The organism is Nocardia sp. NPDC050413 (assembly GCF_040655475.1).
Lineage (GTDB): Bacteria > Actinomycetota > Actinomycetes > Mycobacteriales > Mycobacteriaceae > Nocardia > Nocardia coubleae.
In genome coordinates this window covers 49,859-73,208 of the sequence record NZ_JBFAJZ010000007.1, presented here as the reverse complement: position 1 = coordinate 73,208, position 23,350 = coordinate 49,859, and the positions used below count along the sequence as shown (strand labels likewise).

Sequence of the window (23,350 nt, the reverse complement as noted above, 5' to 3'; positions counted from 1 at the left end):
GGCGCGGCCTGCGTTCAGATCGCCATCGCCGCGCGCACAGCCGATTCCGCACCCGCCCCGCCCGGTCCAGTGGAACCGACGTGCCCCGAGTGCAGCACGTAGTACTGCTGGGCGGCCTGCAACGCGAAACCGATGTGCTGCTCCACCAGCAGCACGCTCAACCCGCCGCGCTGCGTCAATTCGATGATGGTCCGCTCGATCTCGGCGACGACCGAGGGTTGGATGCCCTCGGTCGGCTCGTCGAGGATGAGCAGTTTCGGTTCGGTGATGAGAGCGCGGGCGATGGCGAGTTGCTGCCGCTGACCACCCGAGAGCAACCCGGCCTTGCGGGTGAGCAGCTCGCGCAGGGCGGGGAACAGATCCAGCGATTCGTCGATCAGCGCCTTGCCGCGCTTGCGACCGTCGGCCACCACCTGCAGGTTCTCGGCTGTGGAGAGCTGGGGAAAACTCTGCTGACCCTGCGGAACATAGGCGATGCCCCGTTTCACCCGTTGCGACGGCGAGAGCTTGCTGATCTTCTCGCCGTCGAAGGTGATGGTGCCCGACTTTGTCGGCAGCAGTCCGACGGCGGTGCGCAGCAGGGTGGTCTTGCCCGCGCCGTTGTGGCCCATGATGGCGACCACGCTGTCGTCGGGGACGGTCAGGCTCACGCCGTGGACCACTTCGGTGCGCCCGTATCCCGAACGGACCTCGTCTAGTTCAAGCATCGGCGGCTTCCTTGTCTGTGGTTGCCATGGCCGCGGTGCCGAGGTAGACCTCCTGCACGCGCGGGTCGGCCTGCACCTGTTCCACGCTGCCCTCGCTGAGCACCTTGCCGCCCGCGAGCACCGTCACCGAGGTGGCGAAGGACCGCATGAAGTCCATGTCGTGCTCCACGACCAGGACCACGCGGTCACTACCGATGCGGCGCAACAGGTTTCCGGTCTCCTCGCGTTCCTCCGCGCTCATGCCCGCGACGGGTTCGTCGAGCAGCAGCACCGAGGCGTTCTGCACCAGCAGCATGCCGATCTCGAGCCACTGCTTCTGCCCGTGCGCGAGCACACCGGCGGGTTTGTCGCGCAGTGCGGTGAGACCCGTTGTCTCCAAGGCCTCTTCGATGGCGGGCAGCACGGATTTGCGCGCACGCAGCAGCGACAGCGCCGAGCGGCCCGCGCCCGCCGCGATGTCGAGGTTCTGCAGCACCGTGAGCTGCTCGAACACACTCGCCGTCTGGAAGGTGCGCCCCACACCGAGCCGGGCGATCTGGTGCACCTTCTTGCCGAGCAGCTCGGTGCCCGACTTCTGCGCCGACCCGGTCGCGGGGACCAGGCCGGTGATCGCGTCGATGAGAGTGGTCTTGCCCGCGCCATTGGGGCCGATGAGGAACCGCAGGTCGCCCTGCAGGACAGTCAGGTCGACATCGGTGACCGCCTTGAAACCGTCGAAACTCACCGACAGACCCCGGATTTCGAGGTAGTCGCTGTTCATGCCCGCATTGCCGCCGGGCTTGGGTTCGTGTGAAGTCATCGGGCCAGCACCTTCTCCTCGGTGACCACGGCGGGTGTTTCCGGTTTGCGACTGGCGCGCCATCCCTTGACCATCGGCCACAGTCCGGCGAGACCGGCGGGGATGAACCCGACGACCACGATGAACAGCACGCCCTGCAGGTAGGTCCAGCCCGACGGGAACGACTCCGACAGCGAGGTCTGCGCCCAGGCGACACCGATCGCGCCGAGTACCGGACCGAGCAGGGTGGTGCGGCCACCGATGGCGACCCCGATCAGGAACGCGATCGACGGGACAACACCGATATCGGCGGGCGAGATGATGCCGACGATCGGCGTGAACAGCGCACCGGCGATACCGGCGAGGAACGCCGCGACCACGTACGCGACGATCTTGATATTCGCGGGGTCGTACCCGAGGAAACGCACCCGCTCCTCGGCGTCACGCACCGCGATCAGCAGCTCGCCGTAGCGGCTGCGGTTGAGCTGACGGATCAGCGCGACCACCACGAGCAGCGTGCCCGCCGCGATGAAGAACAGCATCTGCCGGTTGGCCGGGTCCGAGAGGCGGAACCCGAAGAACGCCCGGAAATCCGACAGCCCGGTGAAGCCGCCGATGGCCTGCTGACCGGTCAGCAGAATCGCCAGCGCCGCCGCGAGCGCCTGGCTCAGAATGGCGAAGTACGCGCCGCGCACCCGCCGCTTGAACACGCCGTACCCGAGCACGGCCGCGACCAGCGCGGGCAGCACGAGGATGGCCAGGATCGCGACCGACGCGGATTCGAATGGCTGCCAGAAGCCCGGCAGTTCGCTGATGCCGGAGATCTCCATGAACTCCGGCACCTCGTTGCCCAGGCGCGCGGCGTCGGCGAGCTGCATGTGCATGGCCATGATGTAGGCGCCGATGCCGAAGAACACACCCTGCCCGAGGGTGAGCATTCCGCCACGGCCCCAAGCCAATCCGATGCCCGCGGCCACGATCGCGAAGCACAGGAATTTGGCCAGCAGGTTCAGCCGGAAGTCGCTCAGCACCGCCGGGGCGACGGCGAACAGGATTATCGCCGCGACCGCGAACCCGGCCAGTGGACTGAGCCGGGGATAGGCGCGTAGGCGTTCAGTCAGTGCGTTCATGCCAGGCTCCTCGTCCGCACGGTGAACAGACCCTGCGGGCGGACCTGCAGGAAGATGACGATCAGCACGAACACGATCACCTTCGCGATCGACGCGGTGGTGGAGTATTCGATGAAGGAATTGAGCAGACCGAGCGCGAACGCCGCGATCACCGTGCCCTTGATCTGGCCGAGCCCACCGATCACCACCACGAGGAAGGCGTCGATCAGATAGCTCTGCCCGATGGTCGGGCTGGTCGAACCGATGAGCGTGAGCGCGACACCGGCCACACCCGCCAGGCCCGAGCCGATGAAGAACGTGCTGATATCGGTGAATCTGCTGGATATACCGCTGGTTTCGGCGAGACCACGGTTTTGCACGACCGCGCGGATGCGACGGCCCATCGGGGTCGTCTTGAGGACGGCGGCCAGCGCGGTCACCGCGACGATGGCGAGCACCAGAATGAAGATGCGCGTCTTGGGCACCACCGCACCGGCGATGGTGATTCCGCCACTGAGCCATTCGGGCACCAGCACGTTCTTGGCGGGCGCGCCGAAGATGTCACGTGCGGCCTGCTGCAACACCAGGCCGACACCGAAGGTGACGAGCAGAGTGTCGAGCGGGCGGTCGTACATGTAGCGGATGAGCCCCATTTCCAGGACGGCACCGAGCAGGCCACCGATCAGGAAACCGGCGATCAGCGAGACGGCCAGCGACACACCGGCCGAGGAGAAGACCTGCTGCACAACATAGGTGGTGTAGCAACCGGCCATGATGAACTCGCCGTGCGCCATATTGATGACGCCCATCTGACCGAAGGTCAGCGACAAACCGAGCGCGGCGAGCAGAAGAATGGATCCCAGACTCAGCCCTGTGAAGAGCTGGCCGATCAGCACGTCCATGGTGGTGGACTCCTAGCGAAAGCGGTGTGGGACGCGCGCGGCGCGTCCCACACCTGTCGGCTGTTACTTGAGGCCCTTGGCCCACTCGTAGGACTTCAGGTACGGGTCGGGCGTGATCGCCTTGCCGGAGTCCCACACCGTGTAGATCAGGCCGTCGGGGCGGATCTCACCGATGCGGGCGACCTTGGTGACGTGGTGGTTGGAGCCGTCGATGGTGACGGTGCCCTCGGGCGCCTCGAAGCTCACACCGTCGGCCGCGGCCTGGATGTCGGCCACCGCGAACGACTTCGCCTTCTCCACCGTGTTCTTCCACAGGAACACCGAGGCGTACGCGGCTTCCATCGGATCGGAGGTGGGCTTGTCGGCGCCGAAGGCGGCCTTGTAGTCGGCGACGAACTTCTTGTTCGCCGGGGAATCGACGGTCTGGTAGTAGTTCCAGGCGGTCAGCTGGCCGGCGAGGCGATCCGCGCCGATACCCACGACCTCTTCCTCGGCGATCGACACCGAGACCACCGGCATCTCGGCGGCCTTCAGACCCGCGTTGGAGTACTCACGGAAGAACGCCACGTTGGAGTCGCCGTTGAGGGTGTTGAACACCGCGCCCGCCTTGGCGGTGCGCACCTTGTTGACGATGGTGGAGAAGTCGGTGGAACCGAGCGGGGTGTAGTCCTCGCCCTTGATCTCGATGCCGTTGGCGGCGGCGTAGGCCCTGATCTCGCGGTTGGCGGTCTGCGGGAAGACGTAGTCCGAACCGACCAGGTAGAGGGAGGTGATGCCCTTCTGCTTCAGGTAGTCCAGGGCCGGGACGATCTGCTGATTGGTGGTGGCGCCGGTGTAGAAGATGTTCTTGGAATCTTCCAGACCCTCGTACTGCACCGGGTAGTAGAGCAGCGAGTTCAGGCTCTCGAACTTGGGCTTCATGGCCTTGCGGCTCGACGAGGTCCAGCCGCCGAACACCGCGGCGACACAGTCGGAGCTGATGAGTTTCTCGGCCTTCTCGGCGAAGGTCTTCGGGTCGGACGCGCCGTCCTCGGGAACGATCTCGATCTTCTTGCCGAGCACCCCGCCCGCCGCGTTGATCTGGTCGACCGCCAGCTTGGTCGAATTGGCAACGGTGACTTCGGAAATCGCCATCGTGCCCGAGAGCGAGTGCAGCGAACCGACCTTGATGGTGTCTTTGGTTGTGTCGACGCAGGACGCCGCGGTGGAACCGGTCGAGGCGTCGTCGCGGGCGCCGCAGCCGGTGAGCAACAGGCCGGCCAGGGCTACCGCCGTGGGGACGGCCAGTGCCCTGAGCACACGGGAATCAGACATGGGGCGTTCTCCTCATCAGGTGTAACGGCGGCGCACGCGCGCCACAACGAACACACCGCTGCCTGGCTGTACACCGGGTTGTATACAGCGGCTGTATTCGTGAGCGGAACAGTAGATGGAACATGTTGCAGCGGAATATCTCCCGATCACGTGCCCGTTTCGTCTGTTTCGTCCGTGTGAATTGTTCGGCGGGGAGCTACGGCGTGGCTACGGTTGCGTAGCCACGCGCCCGTGCGGCACGCTGGCGATTCGTACGACGTCGAACAGCCGGAATCTCGCGGCGCTCGGGCCGCGGGGTGGTCAGTCGAGGAGGAGCCCAGTGGGGCACTACAAGGCCAACGTGCGTGACATCGAATTCAATCTCTTCGAGGTACTCGGGCTCGACAAGCTCCTCGACACCGGCGCCTACGGCGACCTGGACTCCGACACGGTGCGTCACATCCTCGACGAGGTGCGCCGGCTGGCCGAGGGGCCGATCGCGGAGACCTTCGCCGAGGCCGACCGCAACCCGGTCACCTACAACCCCGACACCTTCGACATCACCGTGCCCGAGCCGCTGCGCAAGACCGTGGCCGCCGTGCACGAGGCGCAGTGGTACCGGCTCGGCATGCCCGAGGGCATGGACGGCACGCCCGCGCCCAATGTGCTGCTGTGGGCCATCAACGAGCTCATCATCTGTGCCAACCCCTCGGCCAGCTTCTTCAACATGGGCCCGCTCATGGGCTCGGTGCTCTACGAGATCGGTACCGAGGAGCAGAAGCGCTGGGCGCGTGGGGGTTTCGAGCGCGGTTGGCAGGGCACGATGGTGCTCACCGAACCGGACGCGGGCTCCGACGTCGGCGCAGGCCGCACCAAGGCGATCCCGCAGCCCGACGGGTCCTGGCATATCGAAGGGGTGAAGCGGTTCATCTCCGGTGGCGATGTGGGCGAGGCGGCCGAGAATATCTTCCACCTGGTGCTGGCCAGGCCCGAAGGCGCGGGGCCGGGTACCAAGGGTCTGTCGCTGTTCTACGTGCCGAAGTTCCTCTTCGACCCCGACACCATGGAGATCGGCGACCGCAACGGTGTGTACGTCACCGGGCTCGAGCACAAGATGGGCATCAAATCCTCGCCCACCTGCGAACTCACCTTCGGCGCCACCGGTGTGCCCGCCAAGGGGTGGCTGGTCGGTGAGGTGCACAACGGGATCGCGCAGATGTTCAAGGTGATCGAGAACGCGCGCATGACCGTCGGGGTGAAGTCGTCGGGCACGTTGTCGACCGGGTATCTGAACGCGCTCGAATACGCCAAGACGCGGGTGCAGGGCGCTGATCTCACGCAGATGACCGACAAGACGGCGCCGCGCGTGACCATCACCCATCATCCCGATGTGCGCCGGTCGCTGGCCATGCAGAAGGCGTACGCGGAGGGGCTGCGGGCGGTGTACCTCTACACGGCCGCGCATCAGAATGTGGATGTGGCGCAGCTGGTTTCGGGCGCCGACCCGGAGATGGCGCACCGGATCGACGATCTGCTGCTGCCGATCGTCAAGGGTGTCGGGTCCGAGCGGGCGTATCAGCTGCTCACCGAATCGCTGCAGACCTTCGGCGGGTCCGGGTATCTGCAGGACTACCCGATCGAGCAGTACATCCGCGACGCGAAGATCGACTCGCTGTACGAGGGCACCACCGCCATCCAGGCCCAGGACTTCTTCTTCCGCAAGATCATTCGCGACGGCGGCGCCGCGATGGGCCACCTCAACGCTCAGATCACCGCGTTCCTGGCCAACGATTCCGGCCGCTTCGCCACCGAACGCGCCCTGCTGCGCACCGCCCAGTCCGACGTCGCCGCCATGGCCGCCACCCTCACCGGCTACGCCATGGCAGGCCAACAGGACCCGGCCGAGCTCTACAAGGTCGGCCTGGGCTCGGTCCGCTTCCTGATGGCCGTCGGCGACCTGCTCATCGGCTGGCGCCTGCTCGCCCAGGCCGAGATCGCCGCCGCCGCCCTCACCGGCGAATCCTCCGCCAAGGACCGCCCCTTCTACCAGGGCAAAGTAGCCGTAGCCTCCTTCTTCGCCAAGAACGTCCTCCCCGAACTCACCGCGACCCGCTCCGTCCTGGCCGCCCTCGACACCGACATCATGGCCATCCCGGAAGAAGCCTTCTGACCGCTACTTGATGAGGTAGGGGGAGACGGAGCTGCGGTGTTCGCTGATGTCCAGGGACTTGCCCAGTGGGGGGAAGGCGCGTTGGGGGCAGTTGGAGCGGACGCAGACTCGACAGCCCGCGCCGATGGGGGTGGCGGTGGCTTCGCCCAGGTCGATGCCGTCGGCGTAGACGACGCGGGAGGCGTGGCGGAGTTCGCAGCCGAGGCCGATGGCGAAGGTCTTGCTCGGTTGGCCGTAGCGGGTGGCGCGACGTTCCACGGTGCGCGCGACCCAGAGGTATTTGCGGCCGTCGGGCATCTGGGCGATCTGGGTCATGATCTTGCCGGGATAGGCGAAGGTTTCGTAGACGTTCCACAGCGGGCAGGTGCCGCCGCTGGCGGAGAAGTGGAAACCCGTGGCGGACTGGCGTTTCGACATATTGCCCGCGCGGTCCACGCGGACGAAGGAGAACGGCACACCGCGCAGCGACGGGCGTTGCAGGGTGGACAGGCGGTGGCAGATGGTTTCGTAACTCTGCGAGAAGAACGCCGACAACCGTTCGATGTCGTACCGGAAGTCCTCGGCCACCTCGTGAAAGTGGGTGTAGGGCAACACTGTTGCCGCGGCGAAGTAGTTGGCGAGGCCGAGCATGGCCAGCTTGCGTGACGCGTCGGAGGCGAAATTGCCCTCCTCGACCAGCTTTTCGAGCAGTCCGCCGCATTCCAGATAGGCCAGTTCGGCGGCCAGTTTGAAGGTGCGCTGCCCGCCGGACAGGTGCGGGGAGATCTCGAGCTGCTTGGTCTGCGGGTCGTAGGTGTGCAGCACGCCCTCGCCGAGGTCGATACGCTCGCTGATCCGCACACCGTGCGAGCGGAGCAGCCGGGCGATCTCGGTGCTCACCTCGCCGCCGTGGAAACGGATGCGGGCGGTGAGATCCTCTGCGGCGGTGTCCAACTCGTGGATGTAGTTCTGGCGCTGATAGAAGTAGTCGCGCACTTCCTCGTGCGGTTTGCTGATCGCGGCACTGCCCGAGCCGTCGGCGAAACGGTCCTCGGTGGCGGCGGCCAGCTGGGCGCTGGTGTTGCGGTACCGGTTGTGCATGGCGACCAGGGCCCGCGCCATCGACGGATGCGCCGACACCATGTCGGCGATCTCTTTGGTGTCGGCCTCGATGCCCAGCTCGGCATCCATCACGACTTCCTGCAGTTCGGCGATGAGCCGGGTGTCGTCCTGGGCGGAGAAGAAGGTGGGGTCGACGCCGAAGACCTCGTTGATGCGGGTGAGCACCGGGACCGTCAGCGGCCGCACATCGTGCTCGATCTGGTTGAGGTAGCTGGCCGAGATCTCCAGTTTCTGGGCCAGCGTCACCTGGCTCAGCCCACGCTCGGTACGCAGCTGGCGCAGCCGCGCACCGACATAGGTTTTGGCCATATGTCCAGTTTATGGGCGGTTTCGCAGGGTTGCCAACCAGTTCTTAGCAGCGTGTGCTGAGCGATGTGTCACACCGGCACGCTACGGTCGAACGGTGCTGTTCAGCGATGTCGTCGCGACCTCGGAGCAGGTTCGGGCCACCAGGTCGCGCAAGGAGAAGACCGCCGCCCTCGCCGCGTTGCTCTCGGCCGCGGGCCCGGCGGAGATCGGCACTGTGGTCGCCTGGTTGTCGGGTGAACTCACCCAGGGCCGGATCGGCGTGGGGTGGCGAACGGTCACCGGGCTGGGCGCGGCGGCGAGCGACCAGAACCGACTCACGGTCGAACAGGTCGACGGCTACTTCACCCGGCTCAAGAGCGTGAGTTCCACCAACAGCCGCCGCGAAATACTCACCGAGCTGTTCACGACTGCGACCGAAGAGGAACAGTCTTTCCTGATCCGGCTGCTCACCGGCGAACTGCGCCAGGGCGCGCTCACCGCGCAGGTGGTGGAGGGGCTGGCCCGATCCACCGGCATCGGCGTCGACGTGATCCGCCGCGCGCACATGCTGTCCGGGAACCTGCCCGCCACCGCCGTCGCCGCGATCACCGGCGGCGAGGACGCGCTGCGGGAGTTCCGTCTCGAGGTGGGCAGGCCGGTCGCGCCGATGCTCGCCTCCCCGGGCGGCTCGCTGGACGAGGCACTGGCCGAACTCGGCCCGCAGGTGAGCGTCGAACACAAACTCGACGGCGCCCGCATCCAGGTGCACCGGGCGGGGGAGCAGGTGTGGGTGTTCACCCGCACCCTGCGCGACATCACCGCGGGCGTGCCGGAACTGGTCGAACTGGTTCGTGGCCTGGACTGCACGAGCGTGGTGCTCGACGGCGAGACCCTCGCGCTCACCGACGCCGGTCGCCCGCGCCCGTTCCAGGAGACGATGAGCCGCTTCGCCACCATCGGCGACACGCGCGAACTGCTGCTGCACCCGTACTTCTTCGACTGCCTGCACCTGGACGGCGAAGACCTGCTCGACGAACCCCTGCGGGTGCGCCGCCGAGCGCTGGCCCGGGTGGCCGGACCACACGCCATCCCGGCACTGGTCGCGCCCGACGCCGAGGCGGCCGCCGAGTGCTACGACGACGCGCTCGCCGTCGGCAACGAGGGCGTGATGGTGAGTCGCTCGAAGCGCCGTACGCGGCGGGCAGGCGCGGCAAGGCCTGGCAGAAGGTCAAACCCGCGCACACCCTCGACCTGCTGGTCATCGGTGCCGAATGGGGTTACGGCCGCCGCACCGGATTCCTGTCGAACCTGCACCTGGCCGCGCTCGACCCGGACACCGGCGAACCGGTGATGGTCGGCAAGACCTTCAAGGGCCTCACCGACGAACTGCTGCGCTGGCAGACCGAGGAATTCCCCGCCCACGCCACCCACCGCGACGCCCAGACGGTGTACCTGCGCCCCGATCTGGTGGTCGAGATCGCGCTCGACGGCGTGCAGACCAGTACCCGATATCCCGGCGGCGTCGCACTGCGTTTCGCCCGGGTGCTGCGGTACCGCCCGGACAAGGAACCCGCGCAGGCCGACACCATCGACACCGTGCGTGCGCTGGGCGGACGCTGACCCGGACGACTTTCGGGGCAACACTGCGGCAATCCGGCAACCCCATACGACACACTGTTCGGGTGAGCGCCGAACTTGTGGTCCTGTTGATCGTCATCGTCACAGCTCTCGTCTTCGATTTCACCAACGGCTTCCACGACACGGCCAACGCCATGGCGACCTCCATCGCCACCGGTGCGTTGAAGCCGAAGACGGCCGTGGCGATCTCGGGTGCGCTGAACCTGATCGGCGCGTTCCTCTCGGTGGCCGTCGCCGCGACCGTCGCCAAGGGGATCGTGCGGCTCGACGAGGTGCAGGGCCAGGATCTGCTGGTGATCGTGTTCGCGGGGCTCGTCGGCGGCATCCTGTGGAATCTGTTCACCTGGTTGCTCGGTCTGCCGTCGAGTTCCTCGCACGCCCTGTTCGGCGGGCTGATCGGCGCCACGCTCGCCGCGCTCGGCTGGAGCGGCGTGATCTGGGTGTCGGGCACCGAGGGCGTGCTGGTGAAGATCGTGCTGCCCGCGGTGCTCGCGCCGGTGGTCGCCGCGCTGGTCGCCGCGATCGGCACCTACCTGGTGTACCGCATCACCCGTGGGGTGAGCCGGGACAAGACCGACGAGGGCTTCCGGTGGGGCCAGATCGGGTCGGCGTCGCTGGTCTCGCTCGCCCACGGCACCAACGACGCGCAGAAGACGATGGGCGTCATCTTCCTCGCGCTGGTGGCCTACGGCTCGATCGACGCCGATGACCACATGCCGCTGTGGGTGATGGCCTCCTGTGCCTTCGCCATCGCGCTGGGCACCTACCTCGGCGGGTGGCGCATCATCCGGACCCTCGGCAAGGGCCTCGTCGAGATCGAGTCGCCGCAGGGCCTCGCGGCCGAATCCACCTCGGCAGCGATCATCCTCACCTCCGCGCACTTCGGGTTGCCGCTGTCGACCACCCAGACCGCGACCGGCGCCATCCTCGGCACCGGCATCGGTAAGGGCGCCGAGGTGCGCTGGGGGGTGATGGGCCGCATGGTTGTCGCATGGATGCTCACCCTGCCCGCGGCAGGCGTGGTCGGCGCGATCTGCTGGCTGGTGGCGCACCTGATCGGCGGACTGGCCGGCGTGCTCGTGGTGTTCGCGATACTGGTCTTCGGAGCGCTGGCGATCTACCTGCGCTCGCGCCGCGACCCGGTCGACCACCACAACGTCAACGAGGAATGGGCCTCGGCCGAACCCGACCACCCGCGGCCGGAATAGGAGGACACCGGGATGCACACACTCTGGCTGAATCTGCGTGAACTGTGGGATGTGCTGATCGCCGCCCTCGTTCTCGGCGCGGGCGTGCCCGCCGTCTTCGCGTTCGCGGTGCGCTGGTGGGCCAACGGCGAAACGGTCGACGCCGACGGGCGGGTGCGGCGCAACCATCTCGCCCTGGCGGGCGCACTGATCTGCGTCGTTCTCATCGTCGGGCTGGTGATCTGCGGAATCCTGTTCACGGCAAAGGCTTTCATCGCCCACCAGTTCGGCATCCACCTGTTCGGACAATCCTGAGCGAGGACCAATGACCGACTCGTCATCCACCCCACCGGTACGGCCGGGCCTGATGTCGCGGGTGCTCGGTTGGCTGCGCGCCGGCTACCCGCAGGGCATTCCGCAATCGGACTATGTCGCGCTGTTCGCGGTGCTGCACCGCAACCTCACCGATTACGAGGTGGTGGCCATCGGCGAACAGCTGATCGCGGCCAATCCGAACCGCGAGTCCATCAGCCATGCCGAGATCGCGGCCGCGGTCGCCGATTTCGCGAAACAGCAGCCCGCCGCCGAGGACGTGTCGCGGGTCGCTTCGCATCTGGCGGCCGGTGGCTGGCCGCTGGCCGAACCGATCGACGACTCCGAGTAATTCGCCGTGTGCCAATAGAATTGGTGGCTGACGATTCCACCGGATTCGTGCCGTTCGCGCGCTAGCATGCACGGGTGGTACGGCGTGCGGCAGAAGTCGAGAGTGGTCGAAGTTATGGTGGATTGTCGCGCGAGCAGCGAATTGCCCTACGCCGGAGCCGTTTGACCGATGCGGCACTGGAATTGTTCGGAACCCGTGGTTATTCGTCGACCTCCATCGAACGATTGTGTGCCACTGCGAATGTGTCGACGCGCAGTTTCTACGAAGACATCGGCAGCCGCGAAGCGCTGCTGATCGCGCTGGTCGACCGGCTCAATTCCGCCGCGCTGCAACGACTCGACGAAGCCCTCGACCGCACCCGGGAACAGCCGCTCGTGGTGCGCGTGGTGGAGAGTTTCCGCGCGTTTCTCTCGGTGACCTGCCGGGACCGGCGGGCCGCACGGGTTTTCTATGTGGAGATCGTCGGGGTGAGCCCGGCGGTGGAGGAATGGCGGCGCGCGCAGCGGCGTTCGATTTCGGCGCTGCTAACCCGCGAGGCGCAACGCGCCGCCGAGCGCGGTGAGGCGCCCTCGCGCAGTTTTCACCTGTTCACCCTCGCGCTGATCGGCGCGGTCACCTCGCTCGCCCAGGAAATGGTGCACGCCACCGTGCCGGGCGATGCGATCTCGGTCGACGAGATCTGCGACCAGATCGCCTACTTCATCCGTTCCGGCCTGCCCGCGCGCACGGCCTGAGAAACGAGAACGGGAGGCGCCCGAAGGACGCCTCCCGTTTCGATGCTTACCGCGAATCAGATACCCATACCCTGGGCGAGCAGCGGCCACGAATCGTGCAGCGCCTGCTCCCAGTAGGGCCAGTAGTGGGTGCCCATCGGGGTGAACTGGTAGGTCGCCGGGATGTTCAGCGAGTCCAGCTTGGCCTTCAGGTTCTGGCTGCAGGCGTTGGTCGCCGCCTCGATGCCGACACCGAGGCCGAGGTTGATCGCACCCATCGGGCCGGGCGCGTTGCTGAGGTAGTACTCGACATCGGCGTTGGACGGCATGCCGCTACCGCTGGAGATGTAGAGGTTGGTGCCGCGCAGCTTCTCGGCGTTGATGACCGGGTCGTTCTCCACCCAGGCCGGATCGTTGTCGGCGCCGTACATGTTGGCGGTCTTGCCGCCCGCCCAGGTCTCCACCGAGAACTTGACGGCCTGCTTGCCCAGCGGGTCGGCGATCTGCGCGCAACCGCTGTAGGCGGCCACCGACTTGAACAGGCCCGGCTTGGCCTCGGCCAGCTGCAGCACCGAGGTGCCGGAGGTGGACAGGCCGGCCAGCGCGTTCAGGCCGGTCGAGTTGAGGGTGCTGTCGAGCAGCGGGGGGAGCTCTTCGGTGAAGAAGGTCTTCCACTTGTTCAGACCCAGCTTGGGGTCTTCCTGCTTCCAGTCGGTGTAGTAGCTGCCGCGACCACCGATGGGCTGGATGACATTGACCTGCTTGTCGGCCAGGAACCCGAGCGCGTTGGTCTGCGCGGCCCAGCTCGCGGTGCCCTCACCGGCGTCGAGGCCGTTGAGCATGTAGAAGTTGGGCGCGGGCTGCGACTCGTCGACGGGGCGCTGCACGTCGATGGTGATGTCTTTCTTCATCGCCGCCGAGTACACCTTCAGGTGCCAGGTGCGTCCTTCCTTGACGACCGAGGTCACCGAGGATGCCTTCTCCGGCTGGGCCGAGGCGCCACCGGCGAGCGCCGCCACCGACATGGCGGCGGTCAGGGCCACGGCCGTCGTGCGCAGCGCGGCGACATTTCGTAGTGCAGAAAGTTTCATCGAACAGTCGGTTCCAGTCCACGGGCCGTGTCGGCGCCGTCATCGCAGTTGGTCCCCGCGCACCAGGTATACGCCCGGTGGCGACGAGGCTGTCAGATCCTCCGGTATCTTATGTCCTCCCCGAGAGTGAAACTGTTACGAGTCCCAATCTGTGGACTTAACGGTCGCGCAATAACCGCCGGTGAATCGGAAATATCGGGGAAACCGGGCGCTCTTAGGGTGACGCCATGGGTATAGAGGTCAGCGGATTATCCAAGTCGTTCCGGGTGGGACGCGACACCGTGCACGCGTTGGATTCGGTCGACCTGCACACCGCCGACGGCGCGTTCCTGTCGTTGCTCGGGCCGTCGGGCTGCGGGAAGTCGACAGTGCTGCGAATCCTGGCCGGCCTCGACGAACCGAGCGCGGGGACCGCGCGGATCAACGGCCGGACCCCGGCGCAGTTGCGCGGTTCACACGAACTGGGAATCGCGTTCCAGGATTCGGCGCTGCTGCCGTGGCGCAGTGTCGTGTCGAATATCGCATTGCCCTTGCAGGTGGCGGGGCTGCCCGTGGACCGGGAATGGATCGCGGAACTGGTCGCGCTGGTCGGGCTGGAGGGGTTCGAGAAGGCCAAGCCCGCGCAGTTGTCGGGTGGGATGCGTCAGCGGGTATCGATCGCGCGGGCGCTGGTGGTCGAACCGTCGGTGCTGCTGCTCGACGAACCGTTCGGCGCGCTGGACGACATGACCCGGCAGCGGCTGAACCTGGAACTGCTGCGGATCTGGACCGAGAAGCCCGCGACGACGCTGATGGTGACCCACGGCATCGGCGAGGCGGTGTTCCTGTCCGATGTGGTCGCGGTGCTGAGCCCGCGACCGGGGCGGGTGCTCGAGCTGGTAGAGATCGATCTGCCGCGGCCACGCACGCCGGAGATGATGCGCACGCCCGAATTCCACAAGCTGCACGACTACCTCTCGGAGCTGCTGTTCGGGCGGGCGGGTGTGGCATGACGGCCTCGGCTACCGGTGTGCGCACGGCGCTAGGCGGGCCCCTGTGGGTCGGCGGTGCGCGGTTCGCCGGGGCGCTCGGTGTGACGGCGTTGATCGTGTGCTGGTGGGCGCTCGCCGCCGCGGGCGTCGCGGGGGGAACGGTGCCGACGCCGTGGCAGGTGCTCTCCACCATGTGGTCGGACGGGTGGGCGTTGTACGGGCCGAACTTCCAGGTCACCGCGGGTGGTGCGCTGCGCGGCTTCCTCTGGGGCAACGCCCTCGCGATCGGGATCGCGGTGGCGATCATGCTGGTGCCGCGCGTCGAACCGCTGGCCACCCAGCTCGCCATTCTGAGTTACTGCACGCCGCTGGTCGCGCTCGGTCCGATCATCCTCGTGGTGTTCGGCGGGCGCACGCCGACGGTGTTCCTGGCCGCGATGTACTGCTTCTTCACCACGATGGTCGGTGCGGTGAGCGGGTTGCGCTCGGCCGACCCGGCGAGCCTGGACCTGGTGCGCGCCTACGGCGGCGGTCGCTGGCAGCAGCTCTACCGCGTGCAAGCCGTTGCGGCACTGCCGAATACGTTCGCCGCGTTGAAGATCGCGGCACCCTCGGCGGTGCTCGGCGCGATCATCGGTGAGTACCTCGGCGGCGTGGACAGCGGGATCGGGGTGGCGCTCACCGCGGCGCAGACCGCCTACAACGTGCCGCGCACCTGGGGGATGGCCTTGGCCGCGGCGGCTCTTGCCGGGCTCGGCTATGTGCTGATCGCGCTGCTGGCCCGGGTGGTCGCACCGTGGACGAGTGCGGAGGAGAAACGATGACGGTGTTGCGCGGCCTCGGGCGGTTCCTGTTCCCGCTGGTCACCTCGCTGCTTCTGCTGCTCGTGATCTGGACGTTGTTCCTTCGGGCGTTCCCGCAGATCGGCCCGCGGGTCGGCAAGACGCCCTCGGACATCTGGGCATACCTGCTCACCTCGCCGGGTGCGCCGACGGCCCGGCAGGCGATCCTCGACGATCTCGCGATCACCCTGGCCGACGCCGCGGTCGGGTTCACCGTCGGCATGGTCGGTGCGATGGGAGTCGCGGCGCTGTTCGTGCTGTATTCGGCTGTGCGACAGACCTTCATGCCGGTGGCGATGCTGCTGCGGTCGGTGCCGTTGGTGGCGCTGAGCCCCATCGTGGTGCTGGTGTTCGGCCGCGGGGCGACGGGCGTGACGGTGCTGACGGCCATCGTCGTGTTCTTCCCCGCGCTGGTGATGATCATGACCGGCCTGCGTGAAGCACCGAGGCAGGCAATGGAATTGGTGACGGTATACGGCGGCTCGCGGTGGACCGGACTGCGGATGGTCGCGGTGCCCGCCGCGCTGCCGTCGATCTTCGCCGCCGCGCGAGTGTCGGTGCCCGGCGCCCTGATCGGTGCACTGCTCGGTGAATGGCTCGGCAGCGGAACGGGTTTGGGTGCCGCCCTGGTGCGTGCCATTCCGATGTTCCAGTACAACCGGCTGTGGGCGTCGATCGTGGTCGTCACCGTGGTGTCGGTGGTGCTGTACGCGCTGGTCGGGGTGATCGAGAACCTGGTGCTCGCCCGATTCGGGGTAAGGCGGAAAGAATAGTCGCGGAACCTGGCGGCAAAGAAAACGAAACGCGGCGAATCTAGCGTCTGCGTATGAACAGTATCGACCGCCGTAGTTTCCTTCGCTTTTCCGCGCTCACCGGCGCCGCAATCGGCGGTGCGAGCGTGCTCGCCGCATGCGGGGACGGTTCGGCGACTTCCGGTTCCACCGACGACGGCTCGAAATACGGCAAGGTCGCGGTGCAGCTGTCCTGGATCAAGAACATCGAATTCGCGGGCGAGTATTTCGCCGATTCGCGCGGGTATTTCAAGGAAGCGGGATTCGGAACGGTAGATCTCATCGCGGGTGGTGCGGCGAGTACCTCCGTGGAGGCCGGTCTCGACACCGGGAAGGTGTGGATCGGCCTGTCTGCCCCGCAGACCACCGCGCCCGCCGTGCTGGAGGGTTTGCCCGCCAAGATCGTCGGCGCGACGTACCAGAAGAATCCCTTCGCGATCGTCAGCGCCGCGGGCAAGCCGATCAAATCCCCGGCCGAGATGAAGGGCCGCAAGATCGGTGTGCAGGACACCAACCAGCTGATCTTCAGCGCCCTGCTGGCCGCCAACGGCATCGCCCCCGGCGAGGTGACCGTGGTGCCCGCCCAGTTCGACCCGACCCCGCTGGCCAACGGCGAGGTGGACGGCTGGGTGAGCTACGTGACCAACGAGCCGATCACCTTGGCGGCCAAAGGTTTCGCCAACGATCACTTCCTCTTCGCCGACTTCGGCCTACCGCTGGTGGCCGAGACCCTGACCGTCGCCCAGTCGACCATCGACAACGAACGCGACAAGCTCAAAGCCTTCCTCACCGCCCAGATCAAGGGCTGGAAGGATGCCGTCGCCGACCCCGCCGAGTCGGCCCGCCTGGCGGTCGAGGTCTACGGCAAGGACCTCAAACTCTCCCTCGACGAGCAGATCAAGGAGGCCACCGCCCAGAACGATTTGGTCGTCTCGGCCGCCACCCGCACCGACGGCCTGCTCACCATGTCCGACGCCCTGATCGAACAGAACATCGCTGCCCTGCGCACTGCCAAGATCGACATCAAGGCAGACCAGCTCTTCGACCTGTCGGTTCTCCGCGAGATCTACGCGGAGAATCCCTCCCTCAAATAGGTCGCCGGCCGCGATCTATATAGCCATGCCCACCGAGGTGGAGTTGCCGAAGTCTCGGTGGGCGGCCAGGCGCAGACCTGCGCGCGAGGCGAGGAAGTCGGCCGTGATGAAGACGGCGGTTTCGGCGGGGGTGCGTGGGCCCGCTTCCAGCCCGGCGGGGACGTGCAGCCGGGACAGGGTGGGCTCGTCGAAGCCGCCCGCGCGCAAATCGTCGAGGCGACGTGCCTGGTCGGCGGGGGTGCCGAGGGCCGCGAGGTAGCCGAGTTCGGGCAGGCGAAGGGCAACGGTGAGCAGGGGAATCTCGAATCGCGGCTCGTTGGCGAGCACGACAATGCCTGTGCTGCTGTCGATTTCGCCTGCGGCGGACAGCGTGTTCAGGTAGCGGTGCGGCCAGTCGACGACCACCTCGGCGCCGGGGAACGACGCCGGGTCGGCGAACTCGGGGCGCGAATCGCAGATGCTCACCCGGTAGCCGATCATCCGCGCCTGGGCGGACAGGGTGGCGGCGTAGGCGTTGGCGCCGAAGATGAGCAGGCGCGGCGGCGGGCAGTAGGATGCGACGAACAGGTCCGACTCGGGCAGGGCGACCAGCTCGGTGGCGTGTTTGCGGTCGGTGATCAGGTGCTGGCCGATGACGTCGGGATCCTGATTCCACACCACGGTGAACACGGTGACCCGGCGATGGGCCTGAATGTCGGCGGCGACGGTGGGGAATTCGGGGAAATCGCGGCAGGAGAACGGTTCGACGAAGATGTCGACGAGGGTGCCGTCGTCGGAAGATGATTCCAGCCCGGTGAGCATGCTGTAGCGGCGTAGTTGCCGGATGCCGGTGCGCGCGGCTTCCATGGCCGCCTCGTACACGGTTTCTTCCAGCCTGCCCGATGCGATGGATCCGAAGACGCCGCCATTGGGGGTGACGAGCATTGCCGATCCGATCGGCAGGGCGCTGGTTCCGATCGTGCGGACTACCGTTGCCAGGCCACCGGTAGCGCCCGAATGCCACACTCGCAGAAGGTCATCGACGATATCGCGCATATCTCAAATCTCCGATCACCGTGCGCCGACTTCCGGGAAATCGCGATCGGTCCCTGTCGCCAAGTCGTCGCACGTGACGCACACCATATCCTGTCGGGTGCCCAAATAGGAACCTGCCCCCGCATCCCCAACGGCGGCAGTGTAAATGGCTTCCCAGTGCTTGTTCTCTATCACAACTGGATGGCCCGGAGTGTCGTGGAACACACTACGAGCCAATCCGCTCTCGCTCGCGCGGGCCGCGGCGAGCACTCGGGCCACCACTTCGGCACCGATATCGGGAGTGTCGACGGGGCGGAAGGCCACATATCGGGTACCCGCCCGCGCCGCCTCGGCCAACCCCGCGCGCACCGTCGCCGACAGCCCGGTGGCCCAGTCGGCGACCCAGTGCCACCGAGTGCCGGGTGGCAGGTTCAGCGCCGCCGGGTCGGGGCCGGTGGCGCCGAGCAGCACGATCACCGGGTCGCAGCCGCCGTCGCGCAAGGCGGTGATCGCGGCGGTGAGCCAGGCACCGTTTTCGGCGAGTGCCTTGGGTTTGCCGTAGCGGGTTCCGGCGCCTGCCGCGAGGACGATGCCCGCGCACGAGTCGTGCGTGAGCGCTTCGATCCGGGGCATGCAGGTGAAGGTAATGGCGCAATGTTGCCGGTCGATTACGGCCGGGGAGCGCGCGGGCGACGACACGGGTACGTCGGTGGTCGGCTCGAGTGGCGGGCCGCCGGTATTGGGGAGATGCTGGATCGATGACTAGGGATGCGATCGGACTCGCGGGCTTCAACTCGTTGCCCGTCGACGCCGCTGAGCAGGCATTGCTTGCCTGTTGCTCGTCGCCGCGCTGGGCGAGGGCCATTGCCGCCGCCCGGCCCTATGTCAACGTGGTGTCGTTGCTCGATGCCGCCGACGCGGCCCTCGACGCGCTCGACGAGGCCGATATCGACGCCGCGCTCGCCGGGCATCCACGCATCGGTGAGCGCGCCTCCGGCGCGGCGGCGCACGAACAGTCCGGTGTCTCCGGCGACGACGTGCGGGCCCGGTTGGCTGAGGGCAACCGGGCCTACGAGGAGAAGTTCGGGCACATCTACCTGGTGTGCGCGGCAGGCCGTAGCGGCGAGGAACTGCTCGCCGTGCTGCGGGCGCGACTCGACAACGATCCGACGACCGAAAGGCGGGTTATGCGAGGCGAATTGGCGAAGATCAATCGGCTGCGCCTGACACAGCTGGTGGCGTCATGACCGGGCTGAGCACGCATGTGCTCGATGCCGTACGCGGGGTCCCCGCCGAGGGGGTCGCCGTGTGGTTGATGCGTGGTGAGTTGCGGCTCACCGAGGCATTGACCGATGCCGACGGGCGAGTGAAAGAGCTTGCCGCCGGGCTTAATCCGGGCGAATACCAGTTGTACTTCGATACCGGCAGTTACTTCGCGGCCCAGGGCGTCGAGACGTTCTACCCGGAGGTCTGTATCGCTTTCACCGTCGGCGAGCAAGCGCATCTGCATGTGCCGCTGCTGCTTTCGCCGTTCGCCTATTCGACCTACCGAGGGAGTTGAGCCGTGGCACTGACCGGCCCGATCATGTTGACCGACAACCGATACGGCAAGGCCGAGAACCGGGTGGTGCGGTTCTACAAGGAGAACGCGCGCCACGAGATCCGCGATGTGAATGTCACGACCACGCTGCGGGGTGACTTCGAGGCGGCCTATACCGAGGGCGATCAGCGGCAGGTGCTGCCGACCGATACGCAGAAGAACACGGCGTTCGCCTTCGCGAAGAAGGTCGGTCTCGACACCGTCGAGGATTACGCGATCGCGTTGGCGAGGCATTTCCACGAGACCGTCGAGCCGGTGAGCAGCGCTCGGGTGGATGTCGAATCATATGGCTGGCAACGGGTTTCGATCAATGGTGCCGAACACGATCACACCTGGGTGCGACAGGGACCCGAGGTGCGCATCGTGGCGGTGACGGCCGCCGATGCCGGGACCTGGCTGATCGGCGGGATCAAGGATCTCGTGCTGCTCAAGTCGACCGGGTCGGAATTCGCCGACTTCCTCGTCGACGAATACACCACTCTGGCGCCCACGAACGATCGCGTCCTGGCCACCTCCCTCGACGTGCACTGGCGATTCGCCGAAATCGACGGCGTCGACTGGGACGAGGTGTTCGCCGGCATCCGCGCCACCCTGCTGGAACTGTTCGCCACCACCTATTCCCGCGCACTGCAGCAGACCCTCTACGCGATGGGAACCGCTGTGCTGGAACGTTTCCCGATGCTGGCCGAGATCCGACTCTCGGCCCCGAACAAACACCACTTCGACTACGACCTCGACCGCTTCGATATCGAGAACAAGGGCGAAGTGTTCTGGGCAGCCGACCGCCCCTACGGTTCGATTCACGCGACCTTGCAGCGTGCGGACGCACCCGATGCCGGAACGGCGTGGTCGGCATGAGCGGGCCGGGTGTGGTCGCCGTCGGCGGCGCGGCGGGTCCCGGGACGGCCGACCACGCCCCGGGTAGCGGGACGAGGTGGTCGCGGTGAGCGCGCCGGATCTGGTTGTCGACGGGTGTGCGGTTGTCACTGTCGATGCGTCCGGGACCGAGTATCGGCGCGGGTGGGTCTCGGTGCGTGGCAACAGGATCGAAGCGCTCGGGGAAGGCAGGGCGCCGGCGTTCGGGGCGGAGACCGCGCGGATCGACGGGCGGGGTTGCCTGCTCACGCCGGGGTTGGTGAACACCCATCACCATCTCTACCAGTGGATCACCCGTGGGCTCGCCGCCGACAGCACCCTGTTCGAATGGCTGAAGACCCTGTACCCGGTGTGGGCGCGGATCGACGAGAAGTCGGTGCGGGTGGCCGCGACCGGCGCGCTGGTGTCGCTGGCCCGTACCGGGTGCACCACCTCCGCCGACCACCACTACCTGTTCCCGCACGGTGGTGGTGACCTGCTCGCCGCCGAGATCGCGGCCGCCGCCGAGGTGGGGTTGCGCTTCCATCCCACGCGCGGGTCGATGGACCTCGGGCAGAGCAAGGGCGGGCTCCCGCCCGACGACGTGGTCGAGTCCATCGACGACATCCTCGCCGCGAGCACCACCGCGATAGAGCAGTGGCACGACTCCTCACCCGACGCCATGGTGCGCATCGGCCTCGCTCCCTGTTCCCCGTTCTCGGTGACCGCCGACCTGATGCGCGAATCGGCCGCCCTGGCGCGATCGGCCGGGGTGCGGTTGCACACCCACCTCGCCGAAACCGTCGACGAGCTGGACTTCTGCCGCGAGAACTTCGACTGCACGCCCACCGAGTACATGGAACGGCTCGGCTGGCTCGGCGACGACGTCTGGTACGCCCACGGCGTGCACCTCGACGACCACGCGATCTCGGCGATGGCCCGCACCGGCACCGGCATCGCCCACTGCCCGACCTCCAACGGCCGCCTCGGCGCGGGCATCGCCCGCACCGCCGACCTGGTCGCGGCGGGCATTCCGGTCGGGCTCGGCGTCGACGGCGCGGCCAGCAACGAGTCGAGCTCGCTGATCGAGGAGCCACGCAACGCCCTCCTCTACGCCCGAGCGGTCGGCGGCCCCCAGGCCATGACGGTGCGTGGGGCACTCGAACTCGCCACCATGGGCGGCGCCCGTGTCCTCGGCCGGGCCGACGACATCGGCTCGATCGAACCCGGAAAGCTCGCCGACCTCGCCCTGTGGCGCCTCGACACCCCCGCCCACGCGGGCATCGAAGACCCGGTCGTCGCCCTGATCCTCGGCTCCGCGCCGCCTTTGGCGGCCCTGCTCGTGAACGGCCGCGAGGTGGTCCGCGATGGTGTGGTCACCACGGTCGACGAAGCGGCCGTCGGCGCCGATGTCGCCCAGGCCCAGGCCACCCTCCTCGCCGGAGCCTGATCCCCGGGACACCCGATCAAGATCACCACGCTGTGGTGGCGGGACCTACTCGGCCGATGCCGCCACCACGGCGTGGTGATCGGGTGACCAGGCGCGGAACGCGGGTGGAGGGGCACACTGGAGGGTGGATATCGGGTTTACCGCGGCGCAATCTCGAGTGGGTGTCGCGCAACATCGTGGCAACTCGCCGCCCCTAGTGTGGCTGGTGAGGTAAGCGAGGTGGATGTGGATCTGGATACCGTGCGGGAGGTGGTGCTCGCTCGCCGGCGCGCCGATTTGGCGCAGGTCGGTGCGGGGAGCGCGGTGCTGGCCGGCGGGACCTTCCTCTACTCCGAACCCCACGATCACCTCGACCGGCTGATCGACATCACCACGTTGGGCTGGCCGTCGCTCGTCGAGACCGCCGAGGGTCTCGAAATCGCCGCGACCTGCACGCTCGCCGAGTTCGCCGGTGCGCGTCCCGGTCGTGAACTCGGGTCGAAGACCCTGCGGCCGGATTGGCCGGGGACGGAATTGTTCGCGCAGGCGTGCCGGGCTCTGCTCGCCTCGCACAAGATCTGGCGCACGGCCACGGTCGGCGGAAACGTATGCCTTTCCCTGCCCGCCGGTGCCGTACTCGGTGCGCTGGTCGCCCTCGATGCCGACGCGGTGGTGTGGCCGCATGAGGGTGGTGAACGGCGAATCGCGCTGCGACACTTCGTAACCGGTCCTGGAATGAGTGTGTTGCCGCCGGGATCGGTGATCCGCTCCTTTGTCGTTCCGCTGCGTAACCTTCACGCGCGCACCAGCTTTCGGAAGATCGCGTTGGCTCCGCTCGGGCGTTCCGGTTCCGTTGTGATGGGCAGGCGTACAGGGGATACCTGCGCTCTGACGATCACGGCGGCGACGACCCGACCTGTCGTCCTGGATTTCGATCGACCGCCGAGCGCGAACGAGCTGACCTCCGCGCTCGCCGAGATCCCACCGAACATCTGGTTCGACGATCCACACGGCGCACCGGACTGGCGCAGACACGTCACCCGTTTGCTGGCGGACGAGGTCGTCGCCGACTTGGCGGAGGGTCGGTCGTGAACCCGGCGACAAGCGTCCATG

23 protein-coding genes and 1 pseudogene are annotated in these 23,350 nt (G+C 67.2%); 15 read left to right on the top strand and 9 right to left on the bottom strand.

From position 1 onward, the window contains the following. Positions 1–14: 14 nt before the first annotated feature. The 5 genes from urtE to urtA form a co-directional block, all read right to left on the bottom strand. Positions 15–707, bottom strand: coding sequence for an urea ABC transporter ATP-binding subunit UrtE (gene urtE / locus AB0I19_RS18550; RefSeq protein WP_067641975.1), 693 nt, complete (start codon positions 705–707; stop codon positions 15–17). Next, positions 700–1,506 carry an urea ABC transporter ATP-binding protein UrtD gene (gene urtD, locus AB0I19_RS18545; RefSeq protein ID WP_357150264.1) on the bottom strand — a complete coding sequence of 269 codons (807 nt, stop codon included), beginning with the start codon at positions 1,504–1,506 and terminating at the stop codon, positions 700–702. Before urtD ends, urtE begins: the two co-directional genes overlap by 8 nt. Continuing rightward, positions 1,503–2,615 (bottom strand): urea ABC transporter permease subunit UrtC, encoded by a 1,113-nt coding sequence (gene urtC / locus AB0I19_RS18540; RefSeq protein ID WP_357150263.1) that lies wholly within the window; start codon positions 2,613–2,615, stop codon positions 1,503–1,505. The genes urtD and urtC overlap by 4 nt, the downstream gene beginning before the upstream one ends. After that, positions 2,612–3,496, bottom strand: a complete 885-nt coding sequence (urtB, locus tag AB0I19_RS18535; RefSeq protein WP_357150262.1) for an urea ABC transporter permease subunit UrtB — start codon at positions 3,494–3,496, stop codon at positions 2,612–2,614. Before urtB ends, urtC begins: the two co-directional genes overlap by 4 nt. A gap of 63 nt (positions 3,497–3,559) precedes the next feature. After that, complete coding sequence (gene urtA, locus AB0I19_RS18530; protein WP_067641972.1) at positions 3,560–4,810, bottom strand: urea ABC transporter substrate-binding protein; 1,251 nt, start codon at positions 4,808–4,810, stop codon at positions 3,560–3,562. A gap of 319 nt (positions 4,811–5,129) precedes the next feature. Between urtA and AB0I19_RS18525 the strand changes: the two genes are divergently transcribed. Further along, complete coding sequence (locus AB0I19_RS18525) at positions 5,130–6,959, top strand: acyl-CoA dehydrogenase (RefSeq protein WP_357150261.1); 1,830 nt, start codon at positions 5,130–5,132, stop codon at positions 6,957–6,959. A 3-nt stretch (positions 6,960–6,962) separates the two neighbouring features. Here AB0I19_RS18525 and ramB read toward each other — a convergent pair whose 3' ends face one another. Next, positions 6,963–8,369, bottom strand: a complete 1,407-nt coding sequence (gene ramB, locus AB0I19_RS18520; protein ID WP_067641970.1) for an acetate metabolism transcriptional regulator RamB — start codon at positions 8,367–8,369, stop codon at positions 6,963–6,965. A 94-nt stretch (positions 8,370–8,463) separates the two neighbouring features. On the opposite strand from ramB, the pseudogene AB0I19_RS18515 reads away from it, so the two are divergent. The 5 genes and pseudogenes from AB0I19_RS18515 to AB0I19_RS18495 all read left to right on the top strand — a co-directional run bounded on the left by AB0I19_RS18515 (position 8,464) and on the right by AB0I19_RS18495 (position 12,571). Then, positions 8,464–9,968: pseudogene (locus tag AB0I19_RS18515) on the top strand (ATP-dependent DNA ligase). 62 nt (positions 9,969–10,030) lie between these two features. Then, entirely contained in the window at positions 10,031–11,194 is a 1,164-nt protein-coding gene (locus tag AB0I19_RS18510) for an inorganic phosphate transporter (RefSeq protein WP_357150260.1), read from the top strand. Between the two features lie 12 nt (positions 11,195–11,206). Beyond that, positions 11,207–11,488: a hypothetical protein gene (locus AB0I19_RS18505; protein ID WP_357150259.1), complete on the top strand. Its 282-nt coding sequence runs from the start codon at positions 11,207–11,209 to the stop codon at positions 11,486–11,488. A 10-nt stretch (positions 11,489–11,498) separates the two neighbouring features. Further along, positions 11,499–11,837, top strand: coding sequence for a DUF3349 domain-containing protein (locus AB0I19_RS18500; protein WP_067979280.1), 339 nt, complete (start codon positions 11,499–11,501; stop codon positions 11,835–11,837). A 74-nt stretch (positions 11,838–11,911) separates the two neighbouring features. Next, a complete protein-coding gene (locus tag AB0I19_RS18495; protein WP_067484741.1) occupies positions 11,912–12,571 on the top strand; it encodes a TetR/AcrR family transcriptional regulator in 660 nt (219 codons plus the stop codon). 56 nt (positions 12,572–12,627) lie between these two features. Here the strand turns inward: AB0I19_RS18495 and AB0I19_RS18490 are convergent, their stop codons facing one another. Then, positions 12,628–13,641: an alpha/beta hydrolase family protein gene (locus AB0I19_RS18490; protein ID WP_067979286.1), complete on the bottom strand. Its 1,014-nt coding sequence runs from the start codon at positions 13,639–13,641 to the stop codon at positions 12,628–12,630. Between the two features lie 227 nt (positions 13,642–13,868). Here AB0I19_RS18490 and AB0I19_RS18485 point away from each other — a divergent pair, with 227 nt between their 5' ends. The 4 genes from AB0I19_RS18485 to AB0I19_RS18470 are packed head-to-tail and all read left to right on the top strand — an operon-like array spanning position 13,869 to position 17,339. Then, entirely contained in the window at positions 13,869–14,633 is a 765-nt protein-coding gene (locus AB0I19_RS18485; RefSeq protein WP_357150258.1) for an ABC transporter ATP-binding protein, read from the top strand. Beyond that, positions 14,630–15,436: an ABC transporter permease subunit gene (locus tag AB0I19_RS18480; RefSeq protein WP_357150257.1), complete on the top strand. Its 807-nt coding sequence runs from the start codon at positions 14,630–14,632 to the stop codon at positions 15,434–15,436. Before AB0I19_RS18485 ends, AB0I19_RS18480 begins: the two co-directional genes overlap by 4 nt. Continuing rightward, on the top strand, positions 15,433–16,227 hold the full coding sequence (locus tag AB0I19_RS18475; protein WP_357150256.1) for an ABC transporter permease subunit: 795 nt from the start codon (positions 15,433–15,435) through the stop codon (positions 16,225–16,227). Before AB0I19_RS18480 ends, AB0I19_RS18475 begins: the two co-directional genes overlap by 4 nt. Before the next feature lie 53 nt (positions 16,228–16,280). Beyond that, positions 16,281–17,339, top strand: a complete 1,059-nt coding sequence (locus AB0I19_RS18470) for an ABC transporter substrate-binding protein (protein ID WP_357150255.1) — start codon at positions 16,281–16,283, stop codon at positions 17,337–17,339. Between the two features lie 15 nt (positions 17,340–17,354). Here the strand turns inward: AB0I19_RS18470 and AB0I19_RS18465 are convergent, their stop codons facing one another. Both AB0I19_RS18465 and AB0I19_RS18460 read right to left on the bottom strand, forming a co-directional pair. After that, a complete protein-coding gene (locus AB0I19_RS18465; protein ID WP_067641961.1) occupies positions 17,355–18,374 on the bottom strand; it encodes an XdhC/CoxI family protein in 1,020 nt (339 codons plus the stop codon). Positions 18,375–18,389: 15 nt separating this feature from the next. Next, a complete protein-coding gene (locus tag AB0I19_RS18460; RefSeq protein ID WP_357150254.1) occupies positions 18,390–18,986 on the bottom strand; it encodes an NTP transferase domain-containing protein in 597 nt (198 codons plus the stop codon). 125 nt (positions 18,987–19,111) lie between these two features. On the opposite strand from AB0I19_RS18460, the gene uraD reads away from it, so the two are divergent. The 5 genes from uraD to AB0I19_RS18435 all read left to right on the top strand — a co-directional run bounded on the left by uraD (position 19,112) and on the right by AB0I19_RS18435 (position 23,329). Beyond that, complete coding sequence (uraD, locus tag AB0I19_RS18455; RefSeq protein ID WP_357150253.1) at positions 19,112–19,600, top strand: 2-oxo-4-hydroxy-4-carboxy-5-ureidoimidazoline decarboxylase; 489 nt, start codon at positions 19,112–19,114, stop codon at positions 19,598–19,600. Further along, entirely contained in the window at positions 19,597–19,914 is a 318-nt protein-coding gene (gene uraH / locus AB0I19_RS18450; RefSeq protein ID WP_067484762.1) for a hydroxyisourate hydrolase, read from the top strand. Before uraD ends, uraH begins: the two co-directional genes overlap by 4 nt. A 24-nt stretch (positions 19,915–19,938) precedes the next feature. After that, on the top strand, positions 19,939–20,811 hold the full coding sequence (pucL, locus tag AB0I19_RS18445) for a factor-independent urate hydroxylase (protein WP_357150420.1): 873 nt from the start codon (positions 19,939–19,941) through the stop codon (positions 20,809–20,811). Positions 20,812–20,896: 85 nt separating this feature from the next. Further along, the gene (locus AB0I19_RS18440; protein ID WP_357150252.1) at positions 20,897–22,258 is read left to right on the top strand and encodes an 8-oxoguanine deaminase; all 1,362 of its coding nucleotides are present in this window, start codon (positions 20,897–20,899) and stop codon (positions 22,256–22,258) included. A 219-nt stretch (positions 22,259–22,477) separates the two neighbouring features. Continuing rightward, positions 22,478–23,329 carry an FAD binding domain-containing protein gene (locus AB0I19_RS18435; RefSeq protein WP_357150251.1) on the top strand — a complete coding sequence of 284 codons (852 nt, stop codon included), beginning with the start codon at positions 22,478–22,480 and terminating at the stop codon, positions 23,327–23,329. Positions 23,330–23,350 lie beyond the last annotated feature (21 nt).

Excerpts from the sequence above, each read along its gene's own strand:
- urtE (WP_067641975.1), bottom strand. The coding sequence starts at position 707 with ATGCTTGAACTAGACGAGGTCCGTTCGGGATACGGGCGCACCGAAGTG.
- urtD (WP_357150264.1), bottom strand. The coding sequence starts at position 1,506 with ATGACTTCACACGAACCCAAGCCCGGCGGCAATGCGGGCATGAACAGC.
- urtC (WP_357150263.1), bottom strand. The coding sequence starts at position 2,615 with ATGAACGCACTGACTGAACGCCTACGCGCCTATCCCCGGCTCAGTCCA.
- urtB (WP_357150262.1), bottom strand. The coding sequence starts at position 3,496 with ATGGACGTGCTGATCGGCCAGCTCTTCACAGGGCTGAGTCTGGGATCC.
- urtA (WP_067641972.1), bottom strand. The coding sequence starts at position 4,810 with ATGTCTGATTCCCGTGTGCTCAGGGCACTGGCCGTCCCCACGGCGGTA.
- ramB (WP_067641970.1), bottom strand. The coding sequence starts at position 8,369 with ATGGCCAAAACCTATGTCGGTGCGCGGCTGCGCCAGCTGCGTACCGAG.
- AB0I19_RS18505 (WP_357150259.1), top strand. The coding sequence starts at position 11,207 with ATGCACACACTCTGGCTGAATCTGCGTGAACTGTGGGATGTGCTGATC.
- AB0I19_RS18500 (WP_067979280.1), top strand. The coding sequence starts at position 11,499 with ATGACCGACTCGTCATCCACCCCACCGGTACGGCCGGGCCTGATGTCG.
- AB0I19_RS18490 (WP_067979286.1), bottom strand. The coding sequence starts at position 13,641 with ATGAAACTTTCTGCACTACGAAATGTCGCCGCGCTGCGCACGACGGCC.
- AB0I19_RS18485 (WP_357150258.1), top strand. The coding sequence starts at position 13,869 with ATGGGTATAGAGGTCAGCGGATTATCCAAGTCGTTCCGGGTGGGACGC.
- AB0I19_RS18480 (WP_357150257.1), top strand. The coding sequence starts at position 14,630 with ATGACGGCCTCGGCTACCGGTGTGCGCACGGCGCTAGGCGGGCCCCTG.
- AB0I19_RS18475 (WP_357150256.1), top strand. The coding sequence starts at position 15,433 with ATGACGGTGTTGCGCGGCCTCGGGCGGTTCCTGTTCCCGCTGGTCACC.
- AB0I19_RS18470 (WP_357150255.1), top strand. The coding sequence starts at position 16,281 with ATGAACAGTATCGACCGCCGTAGTTTCCTTCGCTTTTCCGCGCTCACC.
- AB0I19_RS18465 (WP_067641961.1), bottom strand. The coding sequence starts at position 18,374 with ATGCGCGATATCGTCGATGACCTTCTGCGAGTGTGGCATTCGGGCGCT.
- AB0I19_RS18460 (WP_357150254.1), bottom strand. The coding sequence starts at position 18,986 with ATGCCCCGGATCGAAGCGCTCACGCACGACTCGTGCGCGGGCATCGTC.
- uraD (WP_357150253.1), top strand. The coding sequence starts at position 19,112 with ATGACTAGGGATGCGATCGGACTCGCGGGCTTCAACTCGTTGCCCGTC.
- uraH (WP_067484762.1), top strand. The coding sequence starts at position 19,597 with ATGACCGGGCTGAGCACGCATGTGCTCGATGCCGTACGCGGGGTCCCC.
- pucL (WP_357150420.1), top strand. The coding sequence starts at position 19,939 with ATGTTGACCGACAACCGATACGGCAAGGCCGAGAACCGGGTGGTGCGG.